Below are 24,219 nucleotides of genomic sequence, written 5' to 3' on the forward strand. Positions count from 1 at the left end.
GTAAATATATGAAATCTTGATAGAATCTTGATAAATCGCTTTTATAATAAAGGTATCCCAAAGGAAAGGAGCTAACCCTAATGGCTAAATTTAATGATTTCGATCTTGATTTGGTACAAACTCCTAAACAATCGAATCAAATCGAACCACAATGGAAAAGTCAAAGTTTCTGTACACCTGGCTGTGTAACTGGTGTTTTGCAAACATGTTTCATTCAAACTGCAACATGTAACTGTCATATCAGTAAGTAATATAGTACAGGTATACATACATATGTATACACATAAGCGATAGAATATATCATTCCCGAATTATACTCTATCAGATAGCGAGTGAGAGGAAGAATACGAACCAGATTTCTAGGGGAGTGGTCTTTTATCTTCACTCGCTTTTTTATCTTAATTTTCGATAAAGGAGAGACATAGCAATGAACAAAAAAGGATTATACTTTTTGGCAATGACTGCTGTTTTTACTTTATCAGCATGTCAAAGCATAGATGAATTCACACACAAGGTAGTGACAGAAACGCAAAAAACAGCACATTTTACTGTGGATTCAGATTCTGCTCATACGACTACTATTCAACAATTGATTGATGAAGGAAAAGTGGATCAGTTTGTATATGAAGACAAAACGTATCAATTACAAAACAAAGTGGATAACAACAGTAAAGGGTCATTGATCGGAACAATAAGTCAAAGTTATTATGTGGATCAAAATGGAAAACGATGGACAGCTAATGAACTTAAACAGCCATATGTGTACAAAGATCCCAAAAAAATAAGAGAAAAAAAACCAATGGTCTATGGATCGGTGTATAGTATCAAATCCCAAAATAAACAAGACAAAGAAGAAATCATTGTAGAATTTAACCACCAATTGTATCGTGCTACTTTAATTACACATTCGTAAAACTTCTTCTGTCAAACGATAGATATAAGAGAGAGGTAGAGACCATGACAACTCCTTTATTAGAAATTAAACATCTTCAGAAAACATTTGGTAAAGAGAAAGCAGTCATAGATGTTTCATTACAAGTTCAAAAAAATAGTATTTTTGGATTGTTAGGCCCTAATGGAGCAGGTAAATCGACAACGTTAAAAATGTTAACAGGTTTACTTCATCCTAGCGGTGGAGAAATTATATTTGATGGACATCCATGGAGTCGAAAAGATTTAAAGCAGATTGGAGCACTTATCGAAGCGCCTCCGCTATACGAAAATTTGACGGCCTATGAGAATTTGAAAGTACATGCTACTCTGCTCGGTCTTTCAGATCAACGCATTGCTGAAGTGTTAGAGCAAGTAGATATGACGCATACACGCAAAAAACGTGCAGGACAGTTCTCGATGGGGATGAAACAACGGCTAGGCATCGCGATTGCTTTAATTAATCATCCTACGTTACTTGTTTTGGATGAGCCTACAAATGGACTTGATCCTATCGGTATTCAAGAACTCAGAGCTTTAATTCGTTCTTTTCCGCAAGCAGGTATTACAGTTATTTTGTCCAGTCACATTTTATCAGAAGTTGAACAAATAGCAGATCATATCGGTATTATTAGTGATGGTATTTTGGGCTATCAAGGAATAGTAAATCCAGATGAAGATCTTGAACAATTATTTATGAATGTGGTTAAAGAAAGCAGACAGAAAGTAGGTGTCGTCGTATGATGCAATATTTGAAATCAGAAAACCTTAAATTTAAAAGAACCTTTTCGCGTAAATTATTGATTGCTGTTCCTTTATTTAATATTGGGTTTTCTTTTTTTATGAATCCATCTTTTTTAATCACAAATACATTTAATTGGTGGTCTATTTTATTTATTCCCCTTACTATTGCTATTTTATGTGCTTTGTCTCATCAAAAAGAACAAAAAGCAGCTAACTATAACGGAATCTTTACGTTGCCTGTATCATTATCGACGATCTGGTATAGCAAAACGATTATTATCGCTTTATATATGTTTATAATGCTGACCTTTTTTGTTGTTATGATGATGTTAATTAGTATGGTACTTCCAGGCAATTCTATATCGTATATTAAAATCATAGAGGCTAGTGCTGTATTATGGCTATCTACGTTATGGCAGATTCCTTTTTGTTTATTTCTTGCGAAACGTTGGGGATTTGTGGTGACTTTGGTCGTTAATATTGCAGGGGGATTTTTGTTAGGTATTGCTTTAGCGACACAATCGCAATGGTGGATAAGTCCTTGGAGTTGGTCTATTCGTATGATGAGTCCAATCGTAGGTGTTCATCCTAATGGAGTGCCTTTGCCTGTAGGTAGCCCATTATGGAATCTACAAGTGGTTCCGGTGGGTCTGGCATTATCTATTTGCTTTTTTGTGATAGTGACTTTGTGTAGTGCAAGTAGCTTTAATCGTGTGGCAACTGCCTATTTGAAAAAGCAGGGAGGAATCTAATATGGTATTATGGAGACTTTTAATAGCGGATTTTCAAAAGGTGAAACATACTGCTTTTCTTTGGGTACACCTTATTGCTCCTATTGTAGGTTCTGGTCTTTTTTTGGCATACATCAGTGGTCGCGTTTCACAACCACTGAATACATATTCAAATTTTCTTGAAGCGATTGGTGTTATTTTACCTTTAGCTATTAGTATTTTATGCGGTATTGTAGCTACTCAAGAGGAAAAAGCAGGCAAATTTCAAGTGTTATTAGGAAGTGCTGCACTTAAAGAAATGAGTTATATCAGCAAATTATTATTTTTAGTAATAGGGAATATTATTTCTGTCGGTTTGGCTATCTTCACATTTCTTATGGGTATGCGCTATATTTTAAATATACCTAATATCCCTTATCTCGTTTTTTTTCAAGGGGCAGGGTGGTTGATTGCGAGTAGTGTTATACTATATATGATCTATTTATGGGTAAGTTTTACATTTGGCTTAGGAGCCTCCAGTTTATGTGGTGGCTTGGGGTTATTGGTATCGGCTCTGATGATTACAGGGTTGGGTGATGGAATATGGAAATACATACCGTGGGCGTGGGGCGTTCGTTTTGCAGACAGTGTAGGTGTCTTACGTCTAGGAAATTTTAACTCGAATATTAAGTCTGCTGTTCATTCTGATTTTCAACAAGGTCAAATTTTGTTCATGATAATCACAGTTATTGTTTTCATTGTTAGCCTATTATGGTTTCGCAAATGGGAAGGCAAAAAGTTTTATGAATAATTGAGGTGAAGAAAATTGGCAAACATATTAGCTATTGACGATGACAAAGATATTCTTGCTTTGATTCGTAATATTTTGCAACGGGATCATCATCTTGTGTCTATTGAAGAACGAGCTGACATGTTAACGATTGATAACGTACAAGGATATGATCTGATTTTACTTGATGTCATGATGCCTGAGATGGATGGCTTTACGTTTTGTAAACAGATCCGTTCCTTTGTAGATTGTCCTATTTTATTTTTGACAGCTAAATCTGATGAAGAAGATATTGTTCAAGGTCTAATGAATGGTGGAGACGACTATATTACCAAACCTTTTGGTGTGCAAGCATTGAGTGCTAGAGTAAGTGCACATTTAAGAAGAGAGCATCGGGATAAAGCAGGTTCAAAACAAACCATTTCTGGTTTTACATTTGATTTTGATAGTAAAGAAGTATGGTTTGCAGAAGAAAAATTATTACTAACTAAAAACGAATATAAAATATGTGAATTTCTTGCTAGGCATAAAGGAAGAGTATTTACGCGAGAAGAAATTTATGATGAGGTATACGGTCTAGATGGAAATGCACTGCATTCTACGATTACAGAATTTATTCGTGCTATACGCAAAAAGTGTAAAGGTTGTAATGAGATCCCTATCAAAACCGTCTGGGGTGTAGGATACAAGTGGGAATAAAAAGAAAGCAAAATTACCGCAAAACAACAATGCGTAGAGAATTATTCAAGTATATTTCTGTGCTAGGCATTAGTTGTATCGTTATGATTGTATTGTATTTAATTTTTACATGGGCAGCGATGCTTATTGGGTTTATTTTACCTGCGAATTATAATGAACAATATATTAATCAAATTGCACCAAAAGTGAAATCTGCATCTGTTGTTACGGAAGCTGTTATTCCACCAGGTTCGGCATATATTGTGTTAGACAAAAAAAATGAGAATAAATGGTATGGCAATATGGAAGAAAAAGATATTGCTATAGCTAGAAAAGTTGTTGCAGGAAATGTTCCAACATATTATGGGCAAAAGGTATACAGTGTGATCGAACGAGAACAAGATTATTGTGTTATTCAATCGTACTTACGTCCACAATTTAGTTCACCTGTATTAAAAAAATATTTACCAGATTTCGAGTGGACGAGTATCGTCATTTTAATCGGTCTTATTATTACTGCTTCTTTTATCATTACAACTATTTTTGCTAAGCAATTTAGCAAAAACTTAAATATATTGAGTAAAATGACAAACAGTATTAAAAATCAAGATTTGGACTTTGAACAGCAACATTCTACTATTCAAGAGTTCGATGACGTGATGGTATCTTTGATTGAAATGAGAGATGCACTTAAAAACTCTTTAGAAACACAGTGGAAGTTAGAGCATACCAAAAAAGAACAGATTGCCGCTTTGGCTCATGATATTAAAATTCCAGTTACTATTATTAAAGGAAATGCAGAATTATTATCATTGTCTGACCAAAGTGAAGAGCAGTCTTTGTATACAAAGTACATCTTAAATGCAGGTGACAAAATTGAACAACATATTCGTTTATTAATTATGATGTCCAAAACAGAAGAAGCACTGACTGTTCAGAAAAATAATGTGTCTTTATCCGCATTGGTATATAACTTGATTGAAGATACCAAAGCATACAGTAAATATAAATCTGTAGAGATTGTATATAAAACAGAACACCAAGATGATATTGATATCTATATTGATCCATCTTTATTACATCGTGCACTTATGAATATCTTAACAAATGCAGTAGATTATACACCTGAACAAGGTAAAATAATGCTTGATATGGCTTACCAAAATCAGCGGATTTTTTTCACTATTACCGATCAAGGTAATGGATTTTCGTCTGAAGCATTAGAAAAAGGCGTTCAATTATTTTACAGAGGAGATAAAAGCCGCAACTCTGATGGACACTACGGTATGGGTTTAACTTTTGCAGAATACGTGATCAAATTGCACAACGGTACTCTACTTCTTCAAAATGATCCTGTTACAGGAAGTGGACAAGTAAAAGTTGAACTAAATGTAAGTTCTGCAATCTAATTAAATATAGATCGGTATTCTAATTCCAATCTGACTAGTATGATCCCCGACTAAAGTCCAAACCATAAAACCGTCCTTAGGCGGTTGGAAAGAAGACTCCTATTTTCTATGATATAAGAAAGAGAATAAGAAAGAGGAGATCAATAATGAGAAAATTGTATCGTTCTAATCGGGATAAGTACGTTACTGGTTTAATTGGTGGACTGTCAGAAAGTTGGAATATCGATGCAAGTCTGTTACGGATTTTATTTGTAATTAGTGTATTTGCTACAAGTGGTGCTAGTTTGCTGGTTTATGTACTTGCTTTATTATTTGTACCGAAAGAATCAACGTATTGATGTATATGAATTGCATATGATCAAAAGTCGCATTTTCTTCTACATGTAGAAGAATGCGATTTTTGGTTTTTGTACTTATTATAATATAAATAAGCTTATTCTAACTTTCTCCATGTTCTCGATTGATAAAGTAGCTATGTCATCTATGTATTTATCTGCCTGATAATTTAATATAGTACCAGCTCATATGCTATACTATGGAATGGAAATCCCCGGCAGATTCATGCGCTGTCACCATCAAGAGGAGGAAAGTTATGAAATCAAAATATTTGGCGGGTGGATCTTTAGCGATTATGGCGCTTGGATTTATAGCCACTCTGTTTTTTCCGAAAACAACGTTATTGTTGATTATTCAAGGCGGCTTTGAAGCCGGTCTTGTCGGAGGGATCGCGGACTGGTTTGCGGTGACTGCATTATTTCGTCATCCACTTGGTATTCCGATTCCGCATACATCACTTTTGACCCGTAATCGAGATAAAATTATTCGCTCTCTAATCTCAGCGATGGAGAATGAATTGCTCAACAAAGAAAGTATCGAAAATAAATTGCGTCAATTCCGTATTTTCCCGTTTGCACTGTCGATGTTAACTCGTCAATTGGGCAAAAAGAAAATGCGGCGTGAGCTGTTAAATATGATGATTCCACCGATTGAACGTTTGCCTCTTGAGCCTGTAGCTACATTTATTGGTAAAGGGTTGGCGAACTATACACAAAAAGCAGATTTACAGTCTGCGGCAACAACCGTATTAACGAATGCACTTAACGAGCGTTATGATGAGAAAGCATTAGATCATATTTTGAAAGAAGTACGCACATGGGCGGCTCGTCCACAAAGTCGTGATACGATGGGTAAAATTGCGCACGAGCAATTAGCTAACATCAACATGGGTGGATTGAAAGGTTTTGCTTTTCAAGCTTTCGCAGGCATGATGAATGAAGAAAGTCTAGGTAGCATTTTGCAAAATATGATCATTTCCGGTGTTGGCAAATTACAGGAAAAAGATAGTGAATACCGTGAAGCCATTATCCGTGAACTGCGTATCCAGATGTTCCAGGTAGTGGATGAAGAAGATAACTGGCTGAAAATCAAAGACTGGACCGCAGAGTTAATCCAAGGTGAATTTGCGAATGCATTCATGATGGAGCGTCTGGAAGAGTTGCGTCGTCTATTGATCTCTATGCTAGAACAAGAGCGAGATGGTGGCGGTCGTCATGTATTTGCAATCTATCGCTCGATTATCCGCGATCTAGGTAAAGACCCGCAAAAAGTAGCGGTGTGGGAAGATCGTCTACTACAAGGGATTATTCGTACCGTTGAGAAAAATCATTATCGTATCGGAATTCTGGTTAAAGAAAATCTGGATCGGATGGACGATGCTGCATTGGTCTATATGTTAGAAGAAAAAGTAGGACAAGATTTGCAATGGATTCGTGTAAATGGTGCGGTCTGTGGTTTCTTAGTCGGTATTATTTTATCGCTTATTCAATTAATCTAATGTCTCATAAGAAAAGGTATCTTCACTGTGATCTACAGCGAAAGATACCTTTTTGGTTATATACATATGCAGATGGTACTAGATGATATATTTATTGATCTAAAATCGACAATCCTCGGAAAGCTAACGATTCATAGGGATGTAATGTTGTTTGTTGACCTGATTTCAATGCTTGTACAACTTCTTCGGAGTGTTCTCCATGTGTACCTATCATTAATTCAGAGTGCTGAATACGCTCTACCAGTTGCTCGGGCAATTGCAGGTCTGTAGAAGATTTGGAGAAGTTCAGGATGATCAACCAGTGTTCGTCATTCCATTCACGAGTGTATGCAAAAATATACGGATCATCTGAAAGTTCGCAAGCATATTTACCATAGATTAGAGCCGAACTTTCTTTGCGAATGCCGATCATTTTACGATAGAAATGAAAAACAGAGTCTTCGTCTTCCAATTGCTGAGCTACATTGATCTCTGCTTTGTTGGAATGAGCAGGTATCCAAGGCGTTGCTGTAGAGAATCCAGCATGTTCGCTGTCGTCCCATTGCATCGGGGTACGAGCATTGTCCCTAGCTTTAGCACGAATGCGCTCCATAATGACTTCAGGATCTTCTCCTTTTTCTTCCACCATTTGTTTGTAATATCCTTGAGCTTGTTGTTCTTTGACATCTTCTATCGTTTTCATATGTTCAGCATTGGTCATTCCGATCTCATCCCCTTGATAAATATAAGGGGTACCACGTAGTGTCAGTAAGAACATCGCTAGCATTTTGGCAGAATCTGTACGATACTCACCTTCATGTCCTAGATAGGAAACAAGACGCGGGTGGTCATGGTTGCTGAGATAGATTCCCATCCAACCTTGTCCATAAATATCTTCTTCCCATTTAGCGATGATTTCTTTGAGATCATGAAGCGACCAGTCTTTACTTTGCCACATATCATTATCTGCATCACAGACTTTGGATGCTTCAATCATCAAGACCATGCTCATTTCTTCACGATCTGGATTTGTGTATTTTTTAACATCGTCGATAGAGACGCTTGCCGCTTCGCCTGCGGTAAACATTTTATAATGAGAAAAAACATCGGTATATAATTCATGTAAATATTCGTGAATCCGTGGACCATTTTTATAAAATCCTTCAGCATTGGCTTGAAGTTTGTCAGATGGGGGTGCATCCGGGAAGCTGGTATCTTTGGAGATCATATTAACAGCATCAATCCGGTACCCATCAATGCCTAGATCTAGCCAGAAGCGCATCATTTCTTTCATATCATGACGGACTTTAGGATTCTCCCAATTGAGATCGGGTTGCTTTTCACTATAAGAATGTAAATAGTATTCATTAGAAGCTTCATCTAATTTCCACATAGAATCTCCCAAGTAAGAGATCCAATTGTTAGGTGCTGATCCATCTTCTTTGGGTGCTTGCCAGATATAGTAATCACGATAAGGATTGTCTGGAGAAGAGATCGCTTGTTGGAACCATTCATGTTGATCTGATGTATGATTCACCACTAGATCCATAATCAACTTCATTCCACGACGATGCACATCGTCAAGTAACTCTTTCCAATCATCCATCGTTCCATATTCGGGTTGAATATCACGGTGTTCTTTAATATCGTATCCATAATCAACATTAGGAGAAACATATACAGGAGTCAGCCACAAAATATCGACTCCCAATTGTTGTAAGTAGTCTAATTTCGAACGAATTCCCGGAATATCGCCGATGCCATCATTATTGCTATCTTTAAAACTACGAGGATAAATTTCGTAAACAACACTTTCTTTCCAGAATTCTGGCTTCATAATCGTCTTCATTTGTCAGTCTCCTGTTCTGATGTAACATATCTAGTTACTTACTAAGTATTACCCCTTCATACATGACAACAATCGCAGGACGTTCAAAAGAAATAATGAGCCCTCACTATATATGACTAGAAAAATAAAAACAGGTTAAGTATAATGGTATCAAAGGATGGTATCATAATATGAACAATAAGCAACGTAATACATTAATAGATATTTTTGAAGATCCTTTACGTTCTAATATTGAATGGACAGATATTGAATCGTTATTAAAAGCTTGTGGTGCAGAGATTACAGAAGGAAATGGTTCGCGTGTTCGTTTCTATTTAAATGGAGTTAGAGCTGTTTTTCACCGTCCACATCCTAAAAAGGAAACAGATAAAGGTGCAGTGAAATCAATACGTAAATTTTTAATAGAGGCAGGTGTATATAATCATGATGAAATATAAAGGGTATGTAGGTGTTGCTCAATATGATAGCGAAGCTGAAATTTTACATGGCGAAGTTATGAATATCAAAGATGTCGTTACTTTTCAAGCTACTTCTGTCGAAGAACTTCGAATTGCTTTTCAAGAATCGGTAGATGATTATTTAGACTTTTGTGCAGAAAGAGGAGAAGAACCGAGTAAGCCATATTCGGGTCAGTTAACACTTAGGATATCACCAGAAAATCATCAGTTGATTACGATTGCAGCATACAAAGCTGGAAAAAGTCTGAATCAATGGATTGCAGAACATATTCAACAAGATGCAGAAAAAGAAGTGGGTACGTTGATATAAAAGGAGTAAGCAAAAGATAGTAAAAAGAACCTTAACCCCATACATGCTGAGGGATTAAGGTTCTTTTGTTATATTACTGAACTGTTCTCAATGCTCTTAACTACCCATCAATCGGACTTCGTGCAAAGTTGGAGTATACCAGTTGTTGGGATTGTTATGGAGTACAGCATTTACCATATTAATACGTACATAACGAGCCGTAAATGACACTGCATCCGTTGTAAAGCCATAGGTGGTATTGGTTGTGCGATCAATCGTCGTATAATTTATGCCATCGGTGCTGTATTCAATTTTGTATTTATAATAAGCCTCAGAACCTTTGTACATAAACCATGAAATATCTACTTCACTAATCTTTTTCGCAGCGCCTAGATCGACTTGCCACCATGCCGGCCATGTTGCAGAAGCAGCCGCCCAAGAAGTCTGAGCATTACCATCATTGGCATTGCTTGTTGCAGAAGAAGAAGCGGTAGAAATGGCAGTTGCGGGTTTACCCAGAGCATGGTTGGTCAACGTTGGCAAGCTCACTGTACCTGTAGCGGCATCTATATTCCAACTGCTGTACCAATTCAATGTAGCTGTGCTGTTGCTATCATTTAAGGTTAAAGGTAACCAGATAAACTTGTGGTCACTGAGGTTAAGCGGATTCCAGCGATCCCCCATATAAATATAACTGGTACCTGCACTACCTGTAATGGTAGCGATGGAATGGATCTGTGTCGCATAAGCAGAAGGATCGCCAAAAGGAGACAGTGCCGACCATGTACCTGTTATCGAAGAAGCTGTTGCATAACCGCCTTGATTCGGATACCAGCCAGAAGCTTGAGAAGTGAACAGATAATATTTACTTCCTTTTTTCACAACCGCAGGTGCTTCCCGATAAGCTCCTTCGAATACCCAACCGACCAAAGAAGCGACACCTGTATAATCATCGGTTAAGCGGAAGATTGCCATCGAGTTGTTGGCACCACCATTATTTTGACGAGAAGCTGTAATGAGATAAGCTTTATTATCTGTATCTACAAATACCGTCATATCACGGGATTCATAATCGAGCGGACGGAAGCTTCCTTTATACGTGAAATTACCATCGGGTGTATCACTAGTCGCTACAGCTACACGAGCTAGCGAATAATCACTACCATTTTCATAATGTGCCCAGAGAATATATTTTTTCGTTGTTGCATTGTAGATCACTTTGGGGCGTTCAATCTTACTGGAATTAAGTTCAGTAGCGGAATTTTTGGTGAGGATGCTGTTGCCAAATGTCCAGTTTTTAAGATCAGTGGAAGTATATACGTTAACTTTATCAAATTTACCGTTGGTTGCATGTTCACCGTACCAGTAGTATGTAGCTCCGACTTTGAGAATATTACCACTGTTGGCTTGGATCGGATTACCCGCGGTATCTGTCCAGTTGGTGCCATTGGTAATCGTAGTACTAGCCGCTTGAGCAGATTGCCCGTTAACACCTAAGCCAGTGATAACAAGCACCAGACTAAGCCATAACATCAGCGTTTTACGTGAAAATTGCCAAGAGATTTGTAAAATAATAAAAACCTCCTTCGGTCATTCTAAGATAGTCTCTCTACAAAAGAAGGGAGACTTCAAATTAATCTTAAGTATTTTTGTAAGCGTTTACAATAAAATAATAACGAAATAATGACATAAAAATACAGTAGCTAAAGATTGTGAATGGTGGTTATAATCTATTTTGGTAACATATTCTATAATAGAAAGTTGAAGGAGGGTAGTCTAAATTGCACCATCTCTACATCTAGCAATATACGTCAAATACTATGCAATGCTAACTTACTATTTGGACAATAAAATATCATATCAGTCTAACGCTTTATCGCAGAAGCGAGACGATCAAAGGGGAAACGTAGAAACACATGAATAAACACAATACTACTCCGATACATAAGATTCGGAAAATAGCTTTATCTGCACTGCTAATCAGCAGTCTCACTTTATCATTCGCGTCCACGACATGGGCAGGCGCTAGTAAAATCTATGAGTACGATATCAATGGAAGACTCTCCACCACGTATACCACGACTGAGAAGACCACATTTACGTACGATGCCAATGGAAATCTATTACGTAAGCACGTGGAAAAAGGGGATTACAGCAGTCAAATCAATCCACAAGCTCCTGTTGTTACGCCAGCTCCAACGCCAACACCTGTCCCGCAACCAGAGCCTACTCCACCAACACCTGTGCCAGTTTTTGATCCATCAGTCACACCGCCACCGGTTCCTGTGCCGACTCAATCCAATCTTGGAGTAATTTATCAATTTGATCAAGCTTCATATGATAATCAAAGTAGATTTATTCATATACATGGATGGTATTTAGATCCAGTAGGTATCGCTAAAGTTGAGATATATATTAATGGCAAATATGCTGGACTTGCAAGAATGGGAGAGTCTAGAGAAGATGTTTATCAAGTATATTCATCTTACAATAATCATACTGCGGGTTTTGCGAAAGACCAAATTCCATTGATAGGTGAAGGTACACAATATCGAAAAAAAAATAATAAGAAAAATAGATGGGAAGATGTTCCAGGATTATTTCAGCATACAGTCCGTTTGGTTATTAGTAATCGAAATGGAATCAAAAGCGAGCTAAATGAAATTCTAATAATAAATACTATTTCTTAAAGGGGATTACGAATTGAAAAGAGTAAAACATATACAGAGGAAAACATATACTATATTAGCAATCATTTTATTGATAACATTTGCTTACCAACCAGCTTATGGTGCAATAAAATCCGATAAAATTTCTTTGAAAGATATAATGCCACCAAGTAAAACTAGCGTATCATTAACAGACGCTTCTCAACAATGGAGTGTAGATACAAAAACTGTACGTAATGAAGTTTACAGTGACACAGATTTATCAGAAGATTATGAACTAACAACGTTATCAACAAAAATAAATAATTTAGATATAAAACACTCAATTTCTAAATCTCAGCAAAAATTCTCAATCTTTGCAGATTCTGCTGACTCAAATAATGAAAAGCAAAGTCTTTCTCTATTAGATATGACACAAGTTGAACAAATAGTTATGGAAGGAGGAGAGTTGCTAGATGTATACTGGGTAGCATTTCTTTCTAAAAAGACTAATATAGATCCCAGAAAAATATGGGAAGAAAAGAAAATTGAGAATTTTAGCTGGAAACACTTAGAGAGTAAATATATAGGAGAAGATATATTTTTTCCTTCCGTCACCGATGATATTTATACAGATACTCAAGAACAATTTTTAGGTAAAAGTAGTAAACGTTTTTTGGCAGCAGCGACTAGTCAAGCTACAGACGATTTAGATTCAAAATACACTAGTGTTTTGAATGGACTGATTGCAATGCAATCTATTCATCAGACTAATAAAATTCAATTTGCAGAATATAATAAGGAAAATGAATTGATTGATCCAGCTTCAGGTAGCTTGACGTGGAAACATAACGAAATGAGTTTTCCAGGTAGAGATGGTTTAGATTTAAATCTAGGAATTATGTATAATTCGAATGAATCTTCACCATATGAACGTATAAGTAATAAAAAAGGATACGCAAGAACATTTAAAGAAAATTATTTGTTAAATCGATATGATTTAGGATTAGGTTGGTCATTTCAATTTCCTTCTGTGCAAGTTGAAGAAAATTATATGTACTACCATAACGGTGAAGGTGCTGCATATAGATTAGATTACAATAGTGCAGGTAATGGACCTACAACAGAAATGAATTTATATCTTTATCAAGGAAAAGATTTAAGATTTGTAATTGATTCGGGATCATTTAATAATGGAGAAGAAAACTCAGCATATTATTTAGAAAATGCAAATAAAAAAAGAGAATACTTTTCAAAAGACGGAAGATTAATAGGGATAGTAGATCGCTTTAATAACAAAATAGTTTTTAATTATATAGATCATGAAGCTTACAATGACAAAGTTAATCAGACACCTATATTGCCTAAAATGAGTAAAGTTATTTCAAAAATTACAGATAGTTTAAATAGGACTATTGAATTTAAGTATGATAGTAATTTAAGAAAATCTGATTTTCAGGGAGATAATATAACAGTAATTGCAAAAGATAATACAAGTAAAGAAATAAAAAGAGTTGTTTTTACTAAAAGTAGAATCAGTTTGGATAGTGAGAATGGTTATGCTCCCTTGTTACGTAGCGTCCAAAATAGCTTGAACGAAGAAAAACTATTTGAATATGATCTCAAAGTGGGATTATTTACTTTCCGCGGAAGTCATTATCCACTTGATACAATGGGTGCTCAAGAACCATTTGCACTGCTTCAACAAGTCAAAAATCCAAGACTTGTTACCAATTATAACTATGAGTCTAGTGTGCATGGTCTCGGATCTAAGGGATCTGTTAAAGATTATCGTATAAAATCTCGTTATGACCAAGTTTATCGACAAGCAGATAAAGAAGTTGAACCTGTAGGAGATTACAACCGTGTCGATTATAGTTACGTAGGGAGTTATAGCAATCAAAGATATCCACTTACTGAGCAAGAATACCGTTATTCTAGTACCTCCAATAGTAACAGAGGAGGTTTAATACAGACCAATACATTTAACGGATTTGATAAATTGATATCTGAAGACACACTTACTAATAAAGGTGAACGGACTATAGTTAATAATTTAGAGTTTAATAGTACTTTTAGGCTGAAACCTACTGTAACTCAAACGATTCAACAAGATGCAGATGGTAGCACTACACGTACTAGCGAAACGATATATAACGACTGGGGAGGCATTCAAAGTCAGACTGACGCTCTGACAGATAGCGACTTCAATAACGCTACGACCAAAGCTCAACACACGATCAACTATGCATACGAAGATACCTACAAACAATTAGCCAGTAAATCGTGGTATCAAAGCGCTGATAAACAAGTCAGCGAGAAGTATAACTATACAGCAGACGGTCGTCCGCAAAGCACAACCAATACTGCGGGTGAAACAACAACGTATAGTTACGAAGCTTCTCCTTTGAATGCTCATCAGATTCAAAAAGTGACTATTTCCAAACCTGTCCGTTCAGGAGTAACATCCACAACAACGACAGCTTATGGAGAAGCAACCAATTATGCTTACCCTACCGAACAGACACAAAGCATAACGAACACCGCCAGAGATGGTAGCAAAAATACGCAAGTTATTCGTCAACAAACCAAGTATGATATGGGCACAGGCTTACCTACCCAACAAATCGACAGCAACGGCAAAGCCACGACTACAACATACGATGCACTGGGTCGCCCAGTCAAAATTGTATCGCCATCGATCACCAACTTGGATGGAACCGTCTATGCTGTGGAAGATCAATATGGCTATACCAATCGGGCGTATAGCACGGAAGCCGATAGCACCAATGCAGGCATCTTAACGATGCGGGTCGATGCCATTCGTCAATACACCAACACCACTACAGGAGCGGTTACCGTACTGAGTCGTCAATCATCATACTATGATGGATTTGGCTTTTTGCGAGTGGATGAGACGTACAACGAAAGTAACGGCTGGACGCGTTCTCAGTATCATCCGGACGATCAAGGACGAGCGATTTATGCGATCGATCCACTAGGGAACACGCAGACGGCGAGTTATGATGCATGGGGACAACAAGTCGAAGCGACCGATCCTTACGGCAACCTGTATATTACCGCCAACCATATGACCCAGCGGAAAAACAATCATTTTGCGATTGCAGCTTCAGATGTATCCGCTTATCGTACAAACACAGATAACCGTAGTATCCGTCTGAATGCAGTGGAACAATCCTATGATTTTTACGGCAATCTAGCGACAACAACGGCGTTCAAAGACGGCGCTTCTCAAAGCCAACCGATTCAAGAAAGCTACACCTATGATCTACAAGGCAATATCCTAAGCTACACCGATCCAAACCAGACCAAAAACAGCAGTGGAGTCACCAACAACTATACCTATGATGCTTTGAACCGACTGACTGCGGTGCAAGATGGGATCGACCAGACCACTCGCTATGCGTACGACGGTACAGGAGGTCTGACGAAGATCACTGTAAACGACTCTGGTGGCAAAAGCGAAACGTTATACACCAAAGCGTACAACGAAGCCGGACAACTGACCGACAAAACCGATACGTCAGGCAAAAACACAGCCAATAGCTACAGCTCTCGTGGCTTAGTCGAAGAAATGCGAGATCGCAACGGAACGATTACCAACTACCAATACGACGAGCGAGGTCAACGTACCGTAGCGACCTTAACTGCAACCAACGGCAACACGTTACAAACCAAAACCATTTTCGGTAGTGGGGGTAATATCCTAACCGATCGACACGAACTGTATCTGAACGGCACGAAGACTGCGACTCAGACCAGTACGATCGACAAACAAGACCGCATCACCAGCCTGACCTCGACCGGAACGAACCAATACAGTTCCCGTCTGGATGTCGCTTACGATACGCTTGACCGGATCACCAATCAAAAGAATAGCTTGTCAGGCAGTAGCTTCTTCACCAACTATGGCTATGATAAGCTTCGCTTGAGCCAGATTCAGACGAACGGCGCACAGACACGCAATACCGCAAAAGCGAATAATGTGAACTACGAATATACGCCGTTAGGCATGGTACAAGCGATCACGTTCCCTACGTTAGCGGATGGCAGTGTGCTCAAAGAAAGCTTTACCTATGATGCCCTTAACCGCTTGAGTCAGATGAGCAATACGAAAGGCAGTAACACGTTGTCTGCCTACAGTTACACGTACGACAACAATGGTAATATCCTTACGGTGAGTGAAAGTCTCAATGGTGGAGAAGCCAAAACATCCACCTACACGTACGACAAGCTCAACCGCCTAGCAACCGTGAAACGAATCGACGGAAGCACCGCCAGCTACACGTATGATCTACGGGGCAATCGGAAAACGCTGAGTGATACGCAGGAAGCATCGGCGACTAAAGAATCTAATTACAGCTATGATCTAGATAACAAACTCATCACTGCAACAATTGATGGAACCAAGACTACTATCGACTATTTACCGGACGGACTACGTTCTCAGAAAGCGACAGGAACAGCGACTACCCAATACGGCTACAATGGTAGCGGACAAGTGGTATCGGAAAAAGGAAGCAACGGCAACTCTTCGACCTACATCCGTGGCGATCGGGTATTGGTGAAAAAAGACCAGACGGCAAGTAAAGATTACTATTACCTGTTCAATGGACATGGTGATGTGGTGCAGATGGTCGATACCAGTGGAACGATTGTGAACAGTTACGGGTATGACGAGTGGGGGAACATTGCCAAGCAACAGGAAACGGTCTCCAACAGTTTCAAGTATGCAGGTGAATCGTATGATAGTGAGACGGGATTGTATTATTTAAAATCGAGATATTATGATCCAAGTCAGGGAAGATTTTTAAATGAAGATAGTTATGAGGGGCAGATAACAAATCCTTTAAGTTTAAATAATTACACTTATGTTGAAAATAGTCCATTAATATATATTGATCCTTTAGGATTTGCAGCTAGTTATGTATTCTACACTACTAATCCAGATTCAAATTTTAAAGCGCAAGCAGATTTTCAGAAAGAAAGACTCGAAAAAAATGGTGATACAGTAAATATGATGGAAAGTAACACAATTGAAAAATTTGAAGACGGGTGGAACAATATTGGCGTAGTAGATGGAAAACAAGTTGAAGTAAATGAAGTGGTCATTATCTCACACACACGTGAAAATGTTATTATTTTCCAAGACGGAACAAGTACAAATGCAATGAGCATTAGTGGTAAAAATTCGTCAGGTCAAAAGATTGGGAACTTTAGCCAATTAGAATCTAAAAAAATGACATCATTAACATTTTTAACATGCAATGCAGGTCATTTGGCTACCTTTTCTACTGGAAATGATAATTTAGCATCATATTTTTTAAAAAATAAAGTAGATGGTGGTATAGTATATGCATATGATGGAAATGTAGTATTTGGTAGTAAATGGACAAGATGGGCTACAAATGACTTAACCTCTCGTCTTTCTTCAGAACAAGATACACATTATAGTATTTTAAAAAAATATCATCAGAAGGCTCGAAAACCTTATGGTAAAGTATCATATCACATAGATGAAAATGGTAAGGTTTTGGCTGGCTTTTAAGGAGTAGTGATTTTGAAGTATAATAAATTATTTATTGTAATTTTAGTATGTTTAGTATCTTTGTTTATATATTTTTTATTAGGAAATCAAAAAAGAATTGAGAAGGATTATTTTTTGAAAGCAGGAATAACTTCTTTTTTTTACAAAGATATTCTTTCAAGTAAAGGTAGACCTTTACTTGAAAAAGAAATAATTGATTCAGAGAATGGTAAAAAGTATGCAAAAGATTTATTATATCCAGGCTATCGTTTATTCTTTATGAATAAAAATTCTACTAATAATCAAAAAGATTATTTTTTAGCCAATGTAAAAATAACAGATAAAAATTACCGGATTGGAAGTGAAAAAATAGGTATAGGAACCTCAAAATCGCTTGTAGAAAAAGTATATGAGGATAATAAGAGAATACTAGATATAAATGATGGATTTATAGATGGTGATACATGGATACAATATAAATTTGATGAAAACCAGAATGTTAGTGAAATTAAAATTTATTATGGACCTTAATAAAAAAATCAAAAAGTTTATCTACTTAACGTAGGTAAACTTTTTGATATAAAATAATGTATTCAAATTAAATACTAGGAGAAATCGAATTAAGAATAATTAATTTCATGTATTTCATATTTCTTCTATTTTTACTATGCAGGTTTTAGGACTTAAATCTGTTAATATCGGATCAAATGACTGCGTTACATAAACCTGCTATACTCGCCAAAGATGAAAATAAGCAAATCATACCTATTAGAAACCAGATTTCTTCTTTTGTATAAACATATCTATTTGGTGATTAAAAGTTAAAAAATTGTGAAATCTGCTTGAATTACTACTATTTCTGAATTAGTAGCAAAGAGGGTAGTAGGTACTCAATTTACATTTAGTACGTAATGGATTACATCAGATAGTAAGGTGTTAAAAACAATTTTAATCAAAGAATATAAAGGACCAAAACTATGCTTATCTAATCCTCGATATATTCAAAGCTTTATGATCAAGCAGAATTTAATACAGATAATGAGATGGCAAAATTCAAAGCACTTGAATCTACTCATGGTTCTATTACCTTTATAGAAATATTTATAGACCAACATTATGAAAATCAATGGAGTTTTGGATATATTTATATCGATCCGCTAACACTCAAGCGATTGATTGTGGCAAGCAATGGAGTCTATTTCGAATCACCAAAAATAAAGTGGCTATAATCAATGCAATATAAAAGTTTCGATAAAAAAAGGAGATTGATTCATTTATATGAACCAATTTCCTTTTTTATCTTATATCAAATTCTTATAATACAAGTTCGTAGCATCCAGACCCCCTGTTCCAGACTTAGCATAGTTCGGGATTTGCCCAGCTTGGCTGTATCTTAGTGACTGATATAGTCGATTAGAAGGGTCGCCATCCCGGGTATCTAGCACAAGTAGAATTCGTTGTGCCAAGCGTGCTTGTTGTTCGACATGCTCCATTAACAGCCTTGCTATACCATGACGACGATAATCCAGATGCACCATTAATTTAGCAACTTCAGCTCTGTGATCGCCATTGGGCTTGGTACATAGATGCAATTGAATCGTTCCTGCAATCACATCATTAATCTTAGCAACGTATAAAAGAGTTGCAGGTTGCAACACCTGTTCCCAATAGGCTACAGCTTCTTTGTACTCCAGAGGCGGTAGGAATCCAATAGATGCACCCGCATCTACAATCTGTATGAGCATATCTGACATTTCATCCAGATAAGGTTCAATAGAGTTTACTTGTTCGATAACAACAGTCTGTAGCAAGATATCCACCTCCATGTATAAAATCTGTCGTGTTATACCTTTTATTCTATCGCTTGGCTGTAAGCATAAAAATAGCAAAATAAGCACGCATTCTTTCCACTTTTAGTACGGAGTAGACTCTATCGCTTTAATAAATTACGTTTGGTGGAACCAGAGCGTATCGAAATTGACCCATCCTTTGTGATTAACATCCACGCCACGCAAAGAGTGATGATGAATGGTACTGGCTGTGCGTACCACTAGAAATGCACTTGTGCATGTATCACTCAATAGCCGATTCACAGCAGTAGACCAATGTGAAAGCGCATGTTGATCTGTAGAAGCAAGCATAGAATAGGTGAGTTGATCCAATTGAGCAACTATGTCTAAAGGCAATGAATGTCTTATAAAATTACGATCCGACTGAATATATTCAAGCAGATGCAGTGGATTTTCACTAACCATAGCTTCGAATAAGATTAGATCTGCTTGTTCCATCGTTGCCACTTGAATCGTTTCTGACCATTCTACAATATGTACGTCAATCTTTATTCCATAATTCTGATACTGTTGTTGAAGCCAGTAGGCATCTTGCGTATGACGGTTAAAAGTATACAAATGTAGCGTTTCCCCAGCATATGTAGTGTATTGGAGTTGTTCTAGCAGTGATGTAGATAGAGAAATGGATTCTTCTGGCTCCGACACATGTTCTGTAGATGCTGTTGGTAGAGAGTTTGTATGGATCTGTAATCCTTGCGCAGGACATAGACGGGTTTCCCCTAATTTTTGTACCATATGCTGGCGATTGATAGCATTTACTAACACATTGCGAAATGTCTTATCTTGCAAAATGCCTTCTTTTCGCAGGTTAAAAGTAAGAGTGGATATCCCTGTGATTGTTTGTGTTAAAGGCATTTTCAAATTTTCTGGGATCGAGAACTCTCCTGTCACTACAGTCAGTACCCCGGGGCTAGTACCCAAACAAGCTTCTGCTTCATTTTCAGGTACAATAATAATCTCGATCCGATCGATCTGACCACGGTATCCAAAATACGATGGAAAGACTTCCAGTGTACATTTTCCAGCATGACGTGATACAACCTGATAAGGACCTGAACCGATAGGTAAAGAAAATTCATGATTCGAATCTACATCAGATGAAGGGAAGATCCATGCAGCACTATGACTCATATAAAAAAGAAATTGAGTATTCGGTCGGTGTAGTTGAATCTGGATTTGATACCTAGTGATCACTTGAATATGAGCGATATCTTGACCTAACCAGTGATGAACCACAGTCGGTGATTGTAGTTGTATCAGACTGGTATATACATCTTGTGCCGTCAGTTCTTGCCCGTTGTGAAATGAAATACCTTTGAGCAGATAAAATGTCCAGCAAGTAGCATCTGAATTACTTTCCCAGTGATGAGCGATGTCTTTGGTAAATGTACGCTGAACAGGATCGTAATGTACCAGTCTACTAAAGACCTGACCGATCAGATGCGTATCAAAAGCATATAGCGCATTAGCAGGCTCTAACGAGACAATCGGTCGATAAATGGGCAAACGTAGCGTTTCGATCATACGATCTTGCCCGATCTGCTGAGTTGTATATCCAAAATAACGAATAAGCCATTCCAAAAACTGTGGGCGTACCACAGCTAGTGCTTCATGTTGTTGTAGCCACTCAAAAGCAGATTGTACCTCTCCTTGTATCACCCGTTGCTTGGCTTCATCTAATAATACAGTCGTCACTGGCAACAAAAAGGTAAGCTCAGAAGTATGTCCACGACCTCGACCGGAGCGAAATTGTATCCATTGTGCATCTACCATTTTGGTGATGATGATTTTGGCATTACGAGCTGTACAAAATAAAGCCTGTGCTACTTCTTCCATTGCTATATGAAATGATTGCTGATCTGGATAATGGTGAAAAGCCAATCGAAGCTGTACATAATCTTCTGCTATTCGCAAGCCTGCCCGCTCCTTTCGATAATCTTCAAATGGATACTCTATAGATTCTAATGTACAACATCGTAGCAAAAAAAGAATTGTAAAGAAAAGTAAGTTATGATTAGAAAAATAGATATAATAGATAGATATCTGATATTGATTTCGAATGGAGACCCATACATGTGGATCGCATTACTCATCACAGCTATTGCTTATCTAAGCTACTGGATCTATCAGCAAATCAAGCCAAAGCCATTGCAGCCACCAGTCAAAGTCATAATAGGATTAGATATTCCGCCACCTGCATTATTCTTTTGGCAAGACACAACAGAAGATACCGTTATCGATTTTGGTCACAAAGCTACATGGTTACGTGTTAAAAGTACAGACTCTATCGCCGTTCAATCTGAAATAGATATTATTTTAGCTCAAATAACTAACGTTTCTCCACCACAGCCACAGACTAGAGAACAATGGATTTTGACTACAGTAGAAGATTGGGTACTGGTTAGCAGTTATGATATTCCCTTTCCTGATGATGCCCAGACAGTGATGCAACTCAAGCAACTGGTACAAGAATTAAGTAGGGTATTTGGAGAAGTTCATTATTTCGGCTATCATCGGACAGTCCAGTATTACGCCTGGGTCAAAGCAGTATCAGGTACATTAATACGTGCATATGCATACATAGACCAAGCAGAAGAACCCCTTTGGGAAGAAGGAAAATTAACGTTAGAAGAAATACAGTTAGAATTGGATTTTAGAGATCTAGGACGAATGGTCGAATGGGAAGATGCTAGAGAAGAAGATAATGATCATGTTCCTGATGAACAATCTGTTAAAATGATAGCTGCTGCATGGCGTACAACCAGTGATAGACGATCTATTTAGCTCATAAGCCATATACAATAATTAAAAAGCATAACTGCTATAGATAGGCAGTTATGCTTTTTAGATTCAGGCATGTATTACTTTTTATACCCGTATACAAAATGGAGAGCACCCGAGTAATCGGTATACACATCGTGTACATTCGACTTTTGTAGAAAATACGTATTAAAATAGTAAAGTGGGATCGCAACCATCTGATCGGTCAATATTTTTTCGGCAGCACGATATTCTTTCATACGAGCTTTGGCATTGGTCAAACTGTATGCTTTCTTCATATGAGCATCATAGGCATTGTTTTTCCAACCGGATGTATTTTCATTGCTCCATGAGGTGAACAAATCTAGAAAAGCAGCAGGATCGTTATAATCCGCTGACCATCCACCACGTACAATCTGATAATTTTTCTTTTGTTTTTCTTCTAATAAAGTATAGAAATTTTCTTCTTTTACTTTAACGGTAATACCTAAATGTCTTTTCCACATATCCGTAATCTGATCCGCTACATATCGATTACCATCACCATTCGTTAGTAATGTAATCGCAGGTAAAGAAGTGATTTTTTCTTCTTTCATCCCTTGTTGTAATAATTGACGAGCATGCTTGGAACTGATCTCAAAATTAGTCACTGGATACTCTTTGCGAAAAGTAGAAGTAGCTCCTTTGATCGCTGGAGGTACAAATCCATATGCAGATTTAGGACTAATCAGCAGTTTGCGCTCAATCGACATGGCAAAAGCTTTACGAATATTTACATTATTGAACGGCTTCTTCTTCACATTAAAAGCATAATAGTATAAGGATGCAGTATCTGGATAAACGATTTCTTTTTTCATCTGATCGGTCATTTTAAACGTAGGAATATTGCTTTCTGATAGACCCGACCGATCAATAGCACCTGATTGGTACATGGTGTACTCTTTGTTAGGATCATTAATAAAGCGAATAAATACATGATCAAAATGAACTTTTTCGACTTGTGCATATTGAGGATTACGAGCCAGTGTTATGGAATGACCTTTTGCCCAAGATTGAATAGTAAATGGACCATTGCTGATCATATTCTTAGCAGAGGTATTCTTCTTCTGAATAGATGTATTGCTTGATGTATGTATAGGTGAATAAGCAGGATACGTTAATGTTTCTAGAAAATAAGGGAGTGGCTGTTGCAACACAACTTGTAATGTATGATCATCTAATGCTTGAAATCCTAGCTGGCTGGAATCGGTAAGCGTTCCTTTATAATAATCTTGAGCATGTGCGATAGGGAATAGCAACGAAGCAGATAGAGAACGGGTTGCAGGGGTAAGCACTCTTTTCCATGCATTTACAAAATCAGCAGCGACCAGTGGATCGCCATTACTCCAACGAGCATTCGAACGTAATGTGAAAGTGTACGTTTTGTTATCCGGTGAAAGGGTCCACGATTCAGCTACACCAGGTTCCACTTTGCCATTTGCATTGGTGCGAACAAGCCCTTCAAAAATAGCTTCAATAATCGTACTGGTCGTTCCATCACTGGACAATGCAGGATCAAGAGTAACCGGTTCTAAATACAGATTAAAGCGGAAGGTTTGCAATGGATCACTTTCGGCGTGTGACATTCTGGGAGTGATCGTACTGAACAATAGCACAAATGTAAGCACAATGAATATGCGCGTGATGTAGGTATTTCTCATAAATAGATAGTTCCTCCTTCAGAATAAGTACGTTCCTTCTAGT

The 24,219-nt window shown here is 37.4% G+C and carries 20 protein-coding genes; 15 read left to right on the forward strand and 5 right to left on the reverse strand.

Annotation, left to right across the window (positions count from 1 at the left end; genetic code table 11):
* The first annotated feature begins 80 nt into the window (after nucleotides 1-80).
* The 9 genes from PO903_RS06890 to PO903_RS06930 all read left to right on the forward strand — a co-directional run bounded on the left by PO903_RS06890 (nucleotide 81) and on the right by PO903_RS06930 (nucleotide 7,095).
* The gene (locus tag PO903_RS06890; RefSeq protein WP_069329679.1) at nucleotides 81-251 is read left to right on the forward strand and encodes a gallidermin/nisin family lantibiotic; all 171 of its coding nucleotides are present in this window, start codon (nucleotides 81-83) and stop codon (nucleotides 249-251) included.
* Between the two features lie 176 nt (nucleotides 252-427).
* A complete protein-coding gene (locus PO903_RS06895) occupies nucleotides 428-913 on the forward strand; it encodes a NisI/SpaI family lantibiotic immunity lipoprotein (RefSeq protein ID WP_273592967.1) in 486 nt (161 codons plus the stop codon).
* A gap of 44 nt (nucleotides 914-957) precedes the next feature.
* Complete coding sequence (locus PO903_RS06900; RefSeq protein WP_273592968.1) at nucleotides 958-1,674, forward strand: lantibiotic protection ABC transporter ATP-binding protein; 717 nt, start codon at nucleotides 958-960, stop codon at nucleotides 1,672-1,674.
* Nucleotides 1,671-2,426, forward strand: coding sequence for a lantibiotic immunity ABC transporter MutE/EpiE family permease subunit (locus PO903_RS06905; protein WP_273592969.1), 756 nt, complete (start codon nucleotides 1,671-1,673; stop codon nucleotides 2,424-2,426). The genes PO903_RS06900 and PO903_RS06905 overlap by 4 nt, the downstream gene beginning before the upstream one ends.
* A 1-nt stretch (nucleotide 2,427) precedes the next feature.
* Nucleotides 2,428-3,195, forward strand: coding sequence for a lantibiotic immunity ABC transporter MutG family permease subunit (locus PO903_RS06910; protein ID WP_069329675.1), 768 nt, complete (start codon nucleotides 2,428-2,430; stop codon nucleotides 3,193-3,195).
* Nucleotides 3,196-3,210: 15 nt separating this feature from the next.
* Nucleotides 3,211-3,873 (forward strand): response regulator transcription factor, encoded by a 663-nt coding sequence (locus tag PO903_RS06915; protein WP_069329674.1) that lies wholly within the window; start codon nucleotides 3,211-3,213, stop codon nucleotides 3,871-3,873.
* Nucleotides 3,864-5,261 carry a sensor histidine kinase gene (locus PO903_RS06920; protein WP_273592970.1) on the forward strand — a complete coding sequence of 466 codons (1,398 nt, stop codon included), beginning with the start codon at nucleotides 3,864-3,866 and terminating at the stop codon, nucleotides 5,259-5,261. Before PO903_RS06915 ends, PO903_RS06920 begins: the two co-directional genes overlap by 10 nt.
* Nucleotides 5,262-5,407: 146 nt before the next feature.
* Nucleotides 5,408-5,599, forward strand: coding sequence for a PspC domain-containing protein (locus PO903_RS06925; RefSeq protein WP_069329672.1), 192 nt, complete (start codon nucleotides 5,408-5,410; stop codon nucleotides 5,597-5,599).
* A 254-nt stretch (nucleotides 5,600-5,853) separates the two neighbouring features.
* On the forward strand, nucleotides 5,854-7,095 hold the full coding sequence (locus PO903_RS06930) for a DUF445 domain-containing protein (RefSeq protein ID WP_273592971.1): 1,242 nt from the start codon (nucleotides 5,854-5,856) through the stop codon (nucleotides 7,093-7,095).
* A gap of 91 nt (nucleotides 7,096-7,186) precedes the next feature.
* Here PO903_RS06930 and PO903_RS06935 read toward each other — a convergent pair whose 3' ends face one another.
* Nucleotides 7,187-8,923: a glycoside hydrolase family 13 protein gene (locus tag PO903_RS06935; protein ID WP_273592972.1), complete on the reverse strand. Its 1,737-nt coding sequence runs from the start codon at nucleotides 8,921-8,923 to the stop codon at nucleotides 7,187-7,189.
* 170 nt (nucleotides 8,924-9,093) lie between these two features.
* On the opposite strand from PO903_RS06935, the gene PO903_RS06940 reads away from it, so the two are divergent.
* Nucleotides 9,094-9,360, forward strand: coding sequence for a type II toxin-antitoxin system HicA family toxin (locus PO903_RS06940; RefSeq protein WP_273592973.1), 267 nt, complete (start codon nucleotides 9,094-9,096; stop codon nucleotides 9,358-9,360).
* Entirely contained in the window at nucleotides 9,347-9,691 is a 345-nt protein-coding gene (locus tag PO903_RS06945; protein WP_175425246.1) for a type II toxin-antitoxin system HicB family antitoxin, read from the forward strand. The genes PO903_RS06940 and PO903_RS06945 overlap by 14 nt, the downstream gene beginning before the upstream one ends.
* A 96-nt stretch (nucleotides 9,692-9,787) precedes the next feature.
* Here PO903_RS06945 and PO903_RS06950 read toward each other — a convergent pair whose 3' ends face one another.
* Nucleotides 9,788-11,203, reverse strand: a complete 1,416-nt coding sequence (locus PO903_RS06950; protein ID WP_273592974.1) for a family 43 glycosylhydrolase — start codon at nucleotides 11,201-11,203, stop codon at nucleotides 9,788-9,790.
* Between the two features lie 383 nt (nucleotides 11,204-11,586).
* Between PO903_RS06950 and PO903_RS06955 the strand changes: the two genes are divergently transcribed.
* From PO903_RS06955 to PO903_RS06965, 3 genes are all read left to right on the forward strand, one after another.
* Nucleotides 11,587-12,360: a hypothetical protein gene (locus tag PO903_RS06955; RefSeq protein WP_273592975.1), complete on the forward strand. Its 774-nt coding sequence runs from the start codon at nucleotides 11,587-11,589 to the stop codon at nucleotides 12,358-12,360.
* A gap of 427 nt (nucleotides 12,361-12,787) precedes the next feature.
* A complete protein-coding gene (locus PO903_RS06960) occupies nucleotides 12,788-17,887 on the forward strand; it encodes an RHS repeat domain-containing protein (RefSeq protein ID WP_273592976.1) in 5,100 nt (1,699 codons plus the stop codon).
* Nucleotides 17,888-17,899: 12 nt separating this feature from the next.
* Nucleotides 17,900-18,397, forward strand: a complete 498-nt coding sequence (locus PO903_RS06965) for a hypothetical protein (RefSeq protein WP_273592977.1) — start codon at nucleotides 17,900-17,902, stop codon at nucleotides 18,395-18,397.
* A 770-nt stretch (nucleotides 18,398-19,167) separates the two neighbouring features.
* Here PO903_RS06965 and PO903_RS06970 read toward each other — a convergent pair.
* The gene (locus tag PO903_RS06970; protein ID WP_273592978.1) at nucleotides 19,168-19,692 is read right to left on the reverse strand and encodes a GNAT family N-acetyltransferase; all 525 of its coding nucleotides are present in this window, start codon (nucleotides 19,690-19,692) and stop codon (nucleotides 19,168-19,170) included.
* Between the two features lie 120 nt (nucleotides 19,693-19,812).
* On the reverse strand, nucleotides 19,813-21,630 hold the full coding sequence (locus PO903_RS06975; RefSeq protein ID WP_273592979.1) for an ABC transporter substrate-binding protein: 1,818 nt from the start codon (nucleotides 21,628-21,630) through the stop codon (nucleotides 19,813-19,815).
* 159 nt (nucleotides 21,631-21,789) lie between these two features.
* On the opposite strand from PO903_RS06975, the gene PO903_RS06980 reads away from it, so the two are divergent.
* Nucleotides 21,790-22,500, forward strand: a complete 711-nt coding sequence (locus tag PO903_RS06980; protein ID WP_273592980.1) for a hypothetical protein — start codon at nucleotides 21,790-21,792, stop codon at nucleotides 22,498-22,500.
* A gap of 77 nt (nucleotides 22,501-22,577) precedes the next feature.
* Here PO903_RS06980 and PO903_RS06985 read toward each other — a convergent pair whose 3' ends face one another.
* The gene (locus tag PO903_RS06985; RefSeq protein ID WP_273592981.1) at nucleotides 22,578-24,176 is read right to left on the reverse strand and encodes a peptide ABC transporter substrate-binding protein; all 1,599 of its coding nucleotides are present in this window, start codon (nucleotides 24,174-24,176) and stop codon (nucleotides 22,578-22,580) included.
* Nucleotides 24,177-24,219 lie beyond the last annotated feature (43 nt).

The sequence above is a fragment of the Paenibacillus sp. PK4536 genome, from assembly GCF_028594455.2.
GTDB lineage: Bacteria > Bacillota > Bacilli > Paenibacillales > Paenibacillaceae > Saccharibacillus > Saccharibacillus nuruki.

Excerpts from the sequence above, each read along its gene's own strand:
- PO903_RS06890 (WP_069329679.1), top strand. The coding sequence starts at position 81 with ATGGCTAAATTTAATGATTTCGATCTTGATTTGGTACAAACTCCTAAA.
- PO903_RS06895 (WP_273592967.1), top strand. The coding sequence starts at position 428 with ATGAACAAAAAAGGATTATACTTTTTGGCAATGACTGCTGTTTTTACT.
- PO903_RS06900 (WP_273592968.1), top strand. The coding sequence starts at position 958 with ATGACAACTCCTTTATTAGAAATTAAACATCTTCAGAAAACATTTGGT.
- PO903_RS06905 (WP_273592969.1), top strand. The coding sequence starts at position 1,671 with ATGATGCAATATTTGAAATCAGAAAACCTTAAATTTAAAAGAACCTTT.
- PO903_RS06910 (WP_069329675.1), top strand. The coding sequence starts at position 2,428 with ATGGTATTATGGAGACTTTTAATAGCGGATTTTCAAAAGGTGAAACAT.
- PO903_RS06925 (WP_069329672.1), top strand. The coding sequence starts at position 5,408 with ATGAGAAAATTGTATCGTTCTAATCGGGATAAGTACGTTACTGGTTTA.
- PO903_RS06930 (WP_273592971.1), top strand. The coding sequence starts at position 5,854 with ATGAAATCAAAATATTTGGCGGGTGGATCTTTAGCGATTATGGCGCTT.
- PO903_RS06935 (WP_273592972.1), bottom strand. The coding sequence starts at position 8,923 with ATGAAGACGATTATGAAGCCAGAATTCTGGAAAGAAAGTGTTGTTTAC.
- PO903_RS06940 (WP_273592973.1), top strand. The coding sequence starts at position 9,094 with ATGAACAATAAGCAACGTAATACATTAATAGATATTTTTGAAGATCCT.
- PO903_RS06945 (WP_175425246.1), top strand. The coding sequence starts at position 9,347 with ATGATGAAATATAAAGGGTATGTAGGTGTTGCTCAATATGATAGCGAA.
- PO903_RS06950 (WP_273592974.1), bottom strand. The coding sequence starts at position 11,203 with ATGTTATGGCTTAGTCTGGTGCTTGTTATCACTGGCTTAGGTGTTAAC.
- PO903_RS06955 (WP_273592975.1), top strand. The coding sequence starts at position 11,587 with ATGAATAAACACAATACTACTCCGATACATAAGATTCGGAAAATAGCT.
- PO903_RS06970 (WP_273592978.1), bottom strand. The coding sequence starts at position 19,692 with ATGGAGGTGGATATCTTGCTACAGACTGTTGTTATCGAACAAGTAAAC.
- PO903_RS06980 (WP_273592980.1), top strand. The coding sequence starts at position 21,790 with ATGTGGATCGCATTACTCATCACAGCTATTGCTTATCTAAGCTACTGG.
- PO903_RS06985 (WP_273592981.1), bottom strand. The coding sequence starts at position 24,176 with ATGAGAAATACCTACATCACGCGCATATTCATTGTGCTTACATTTGTG.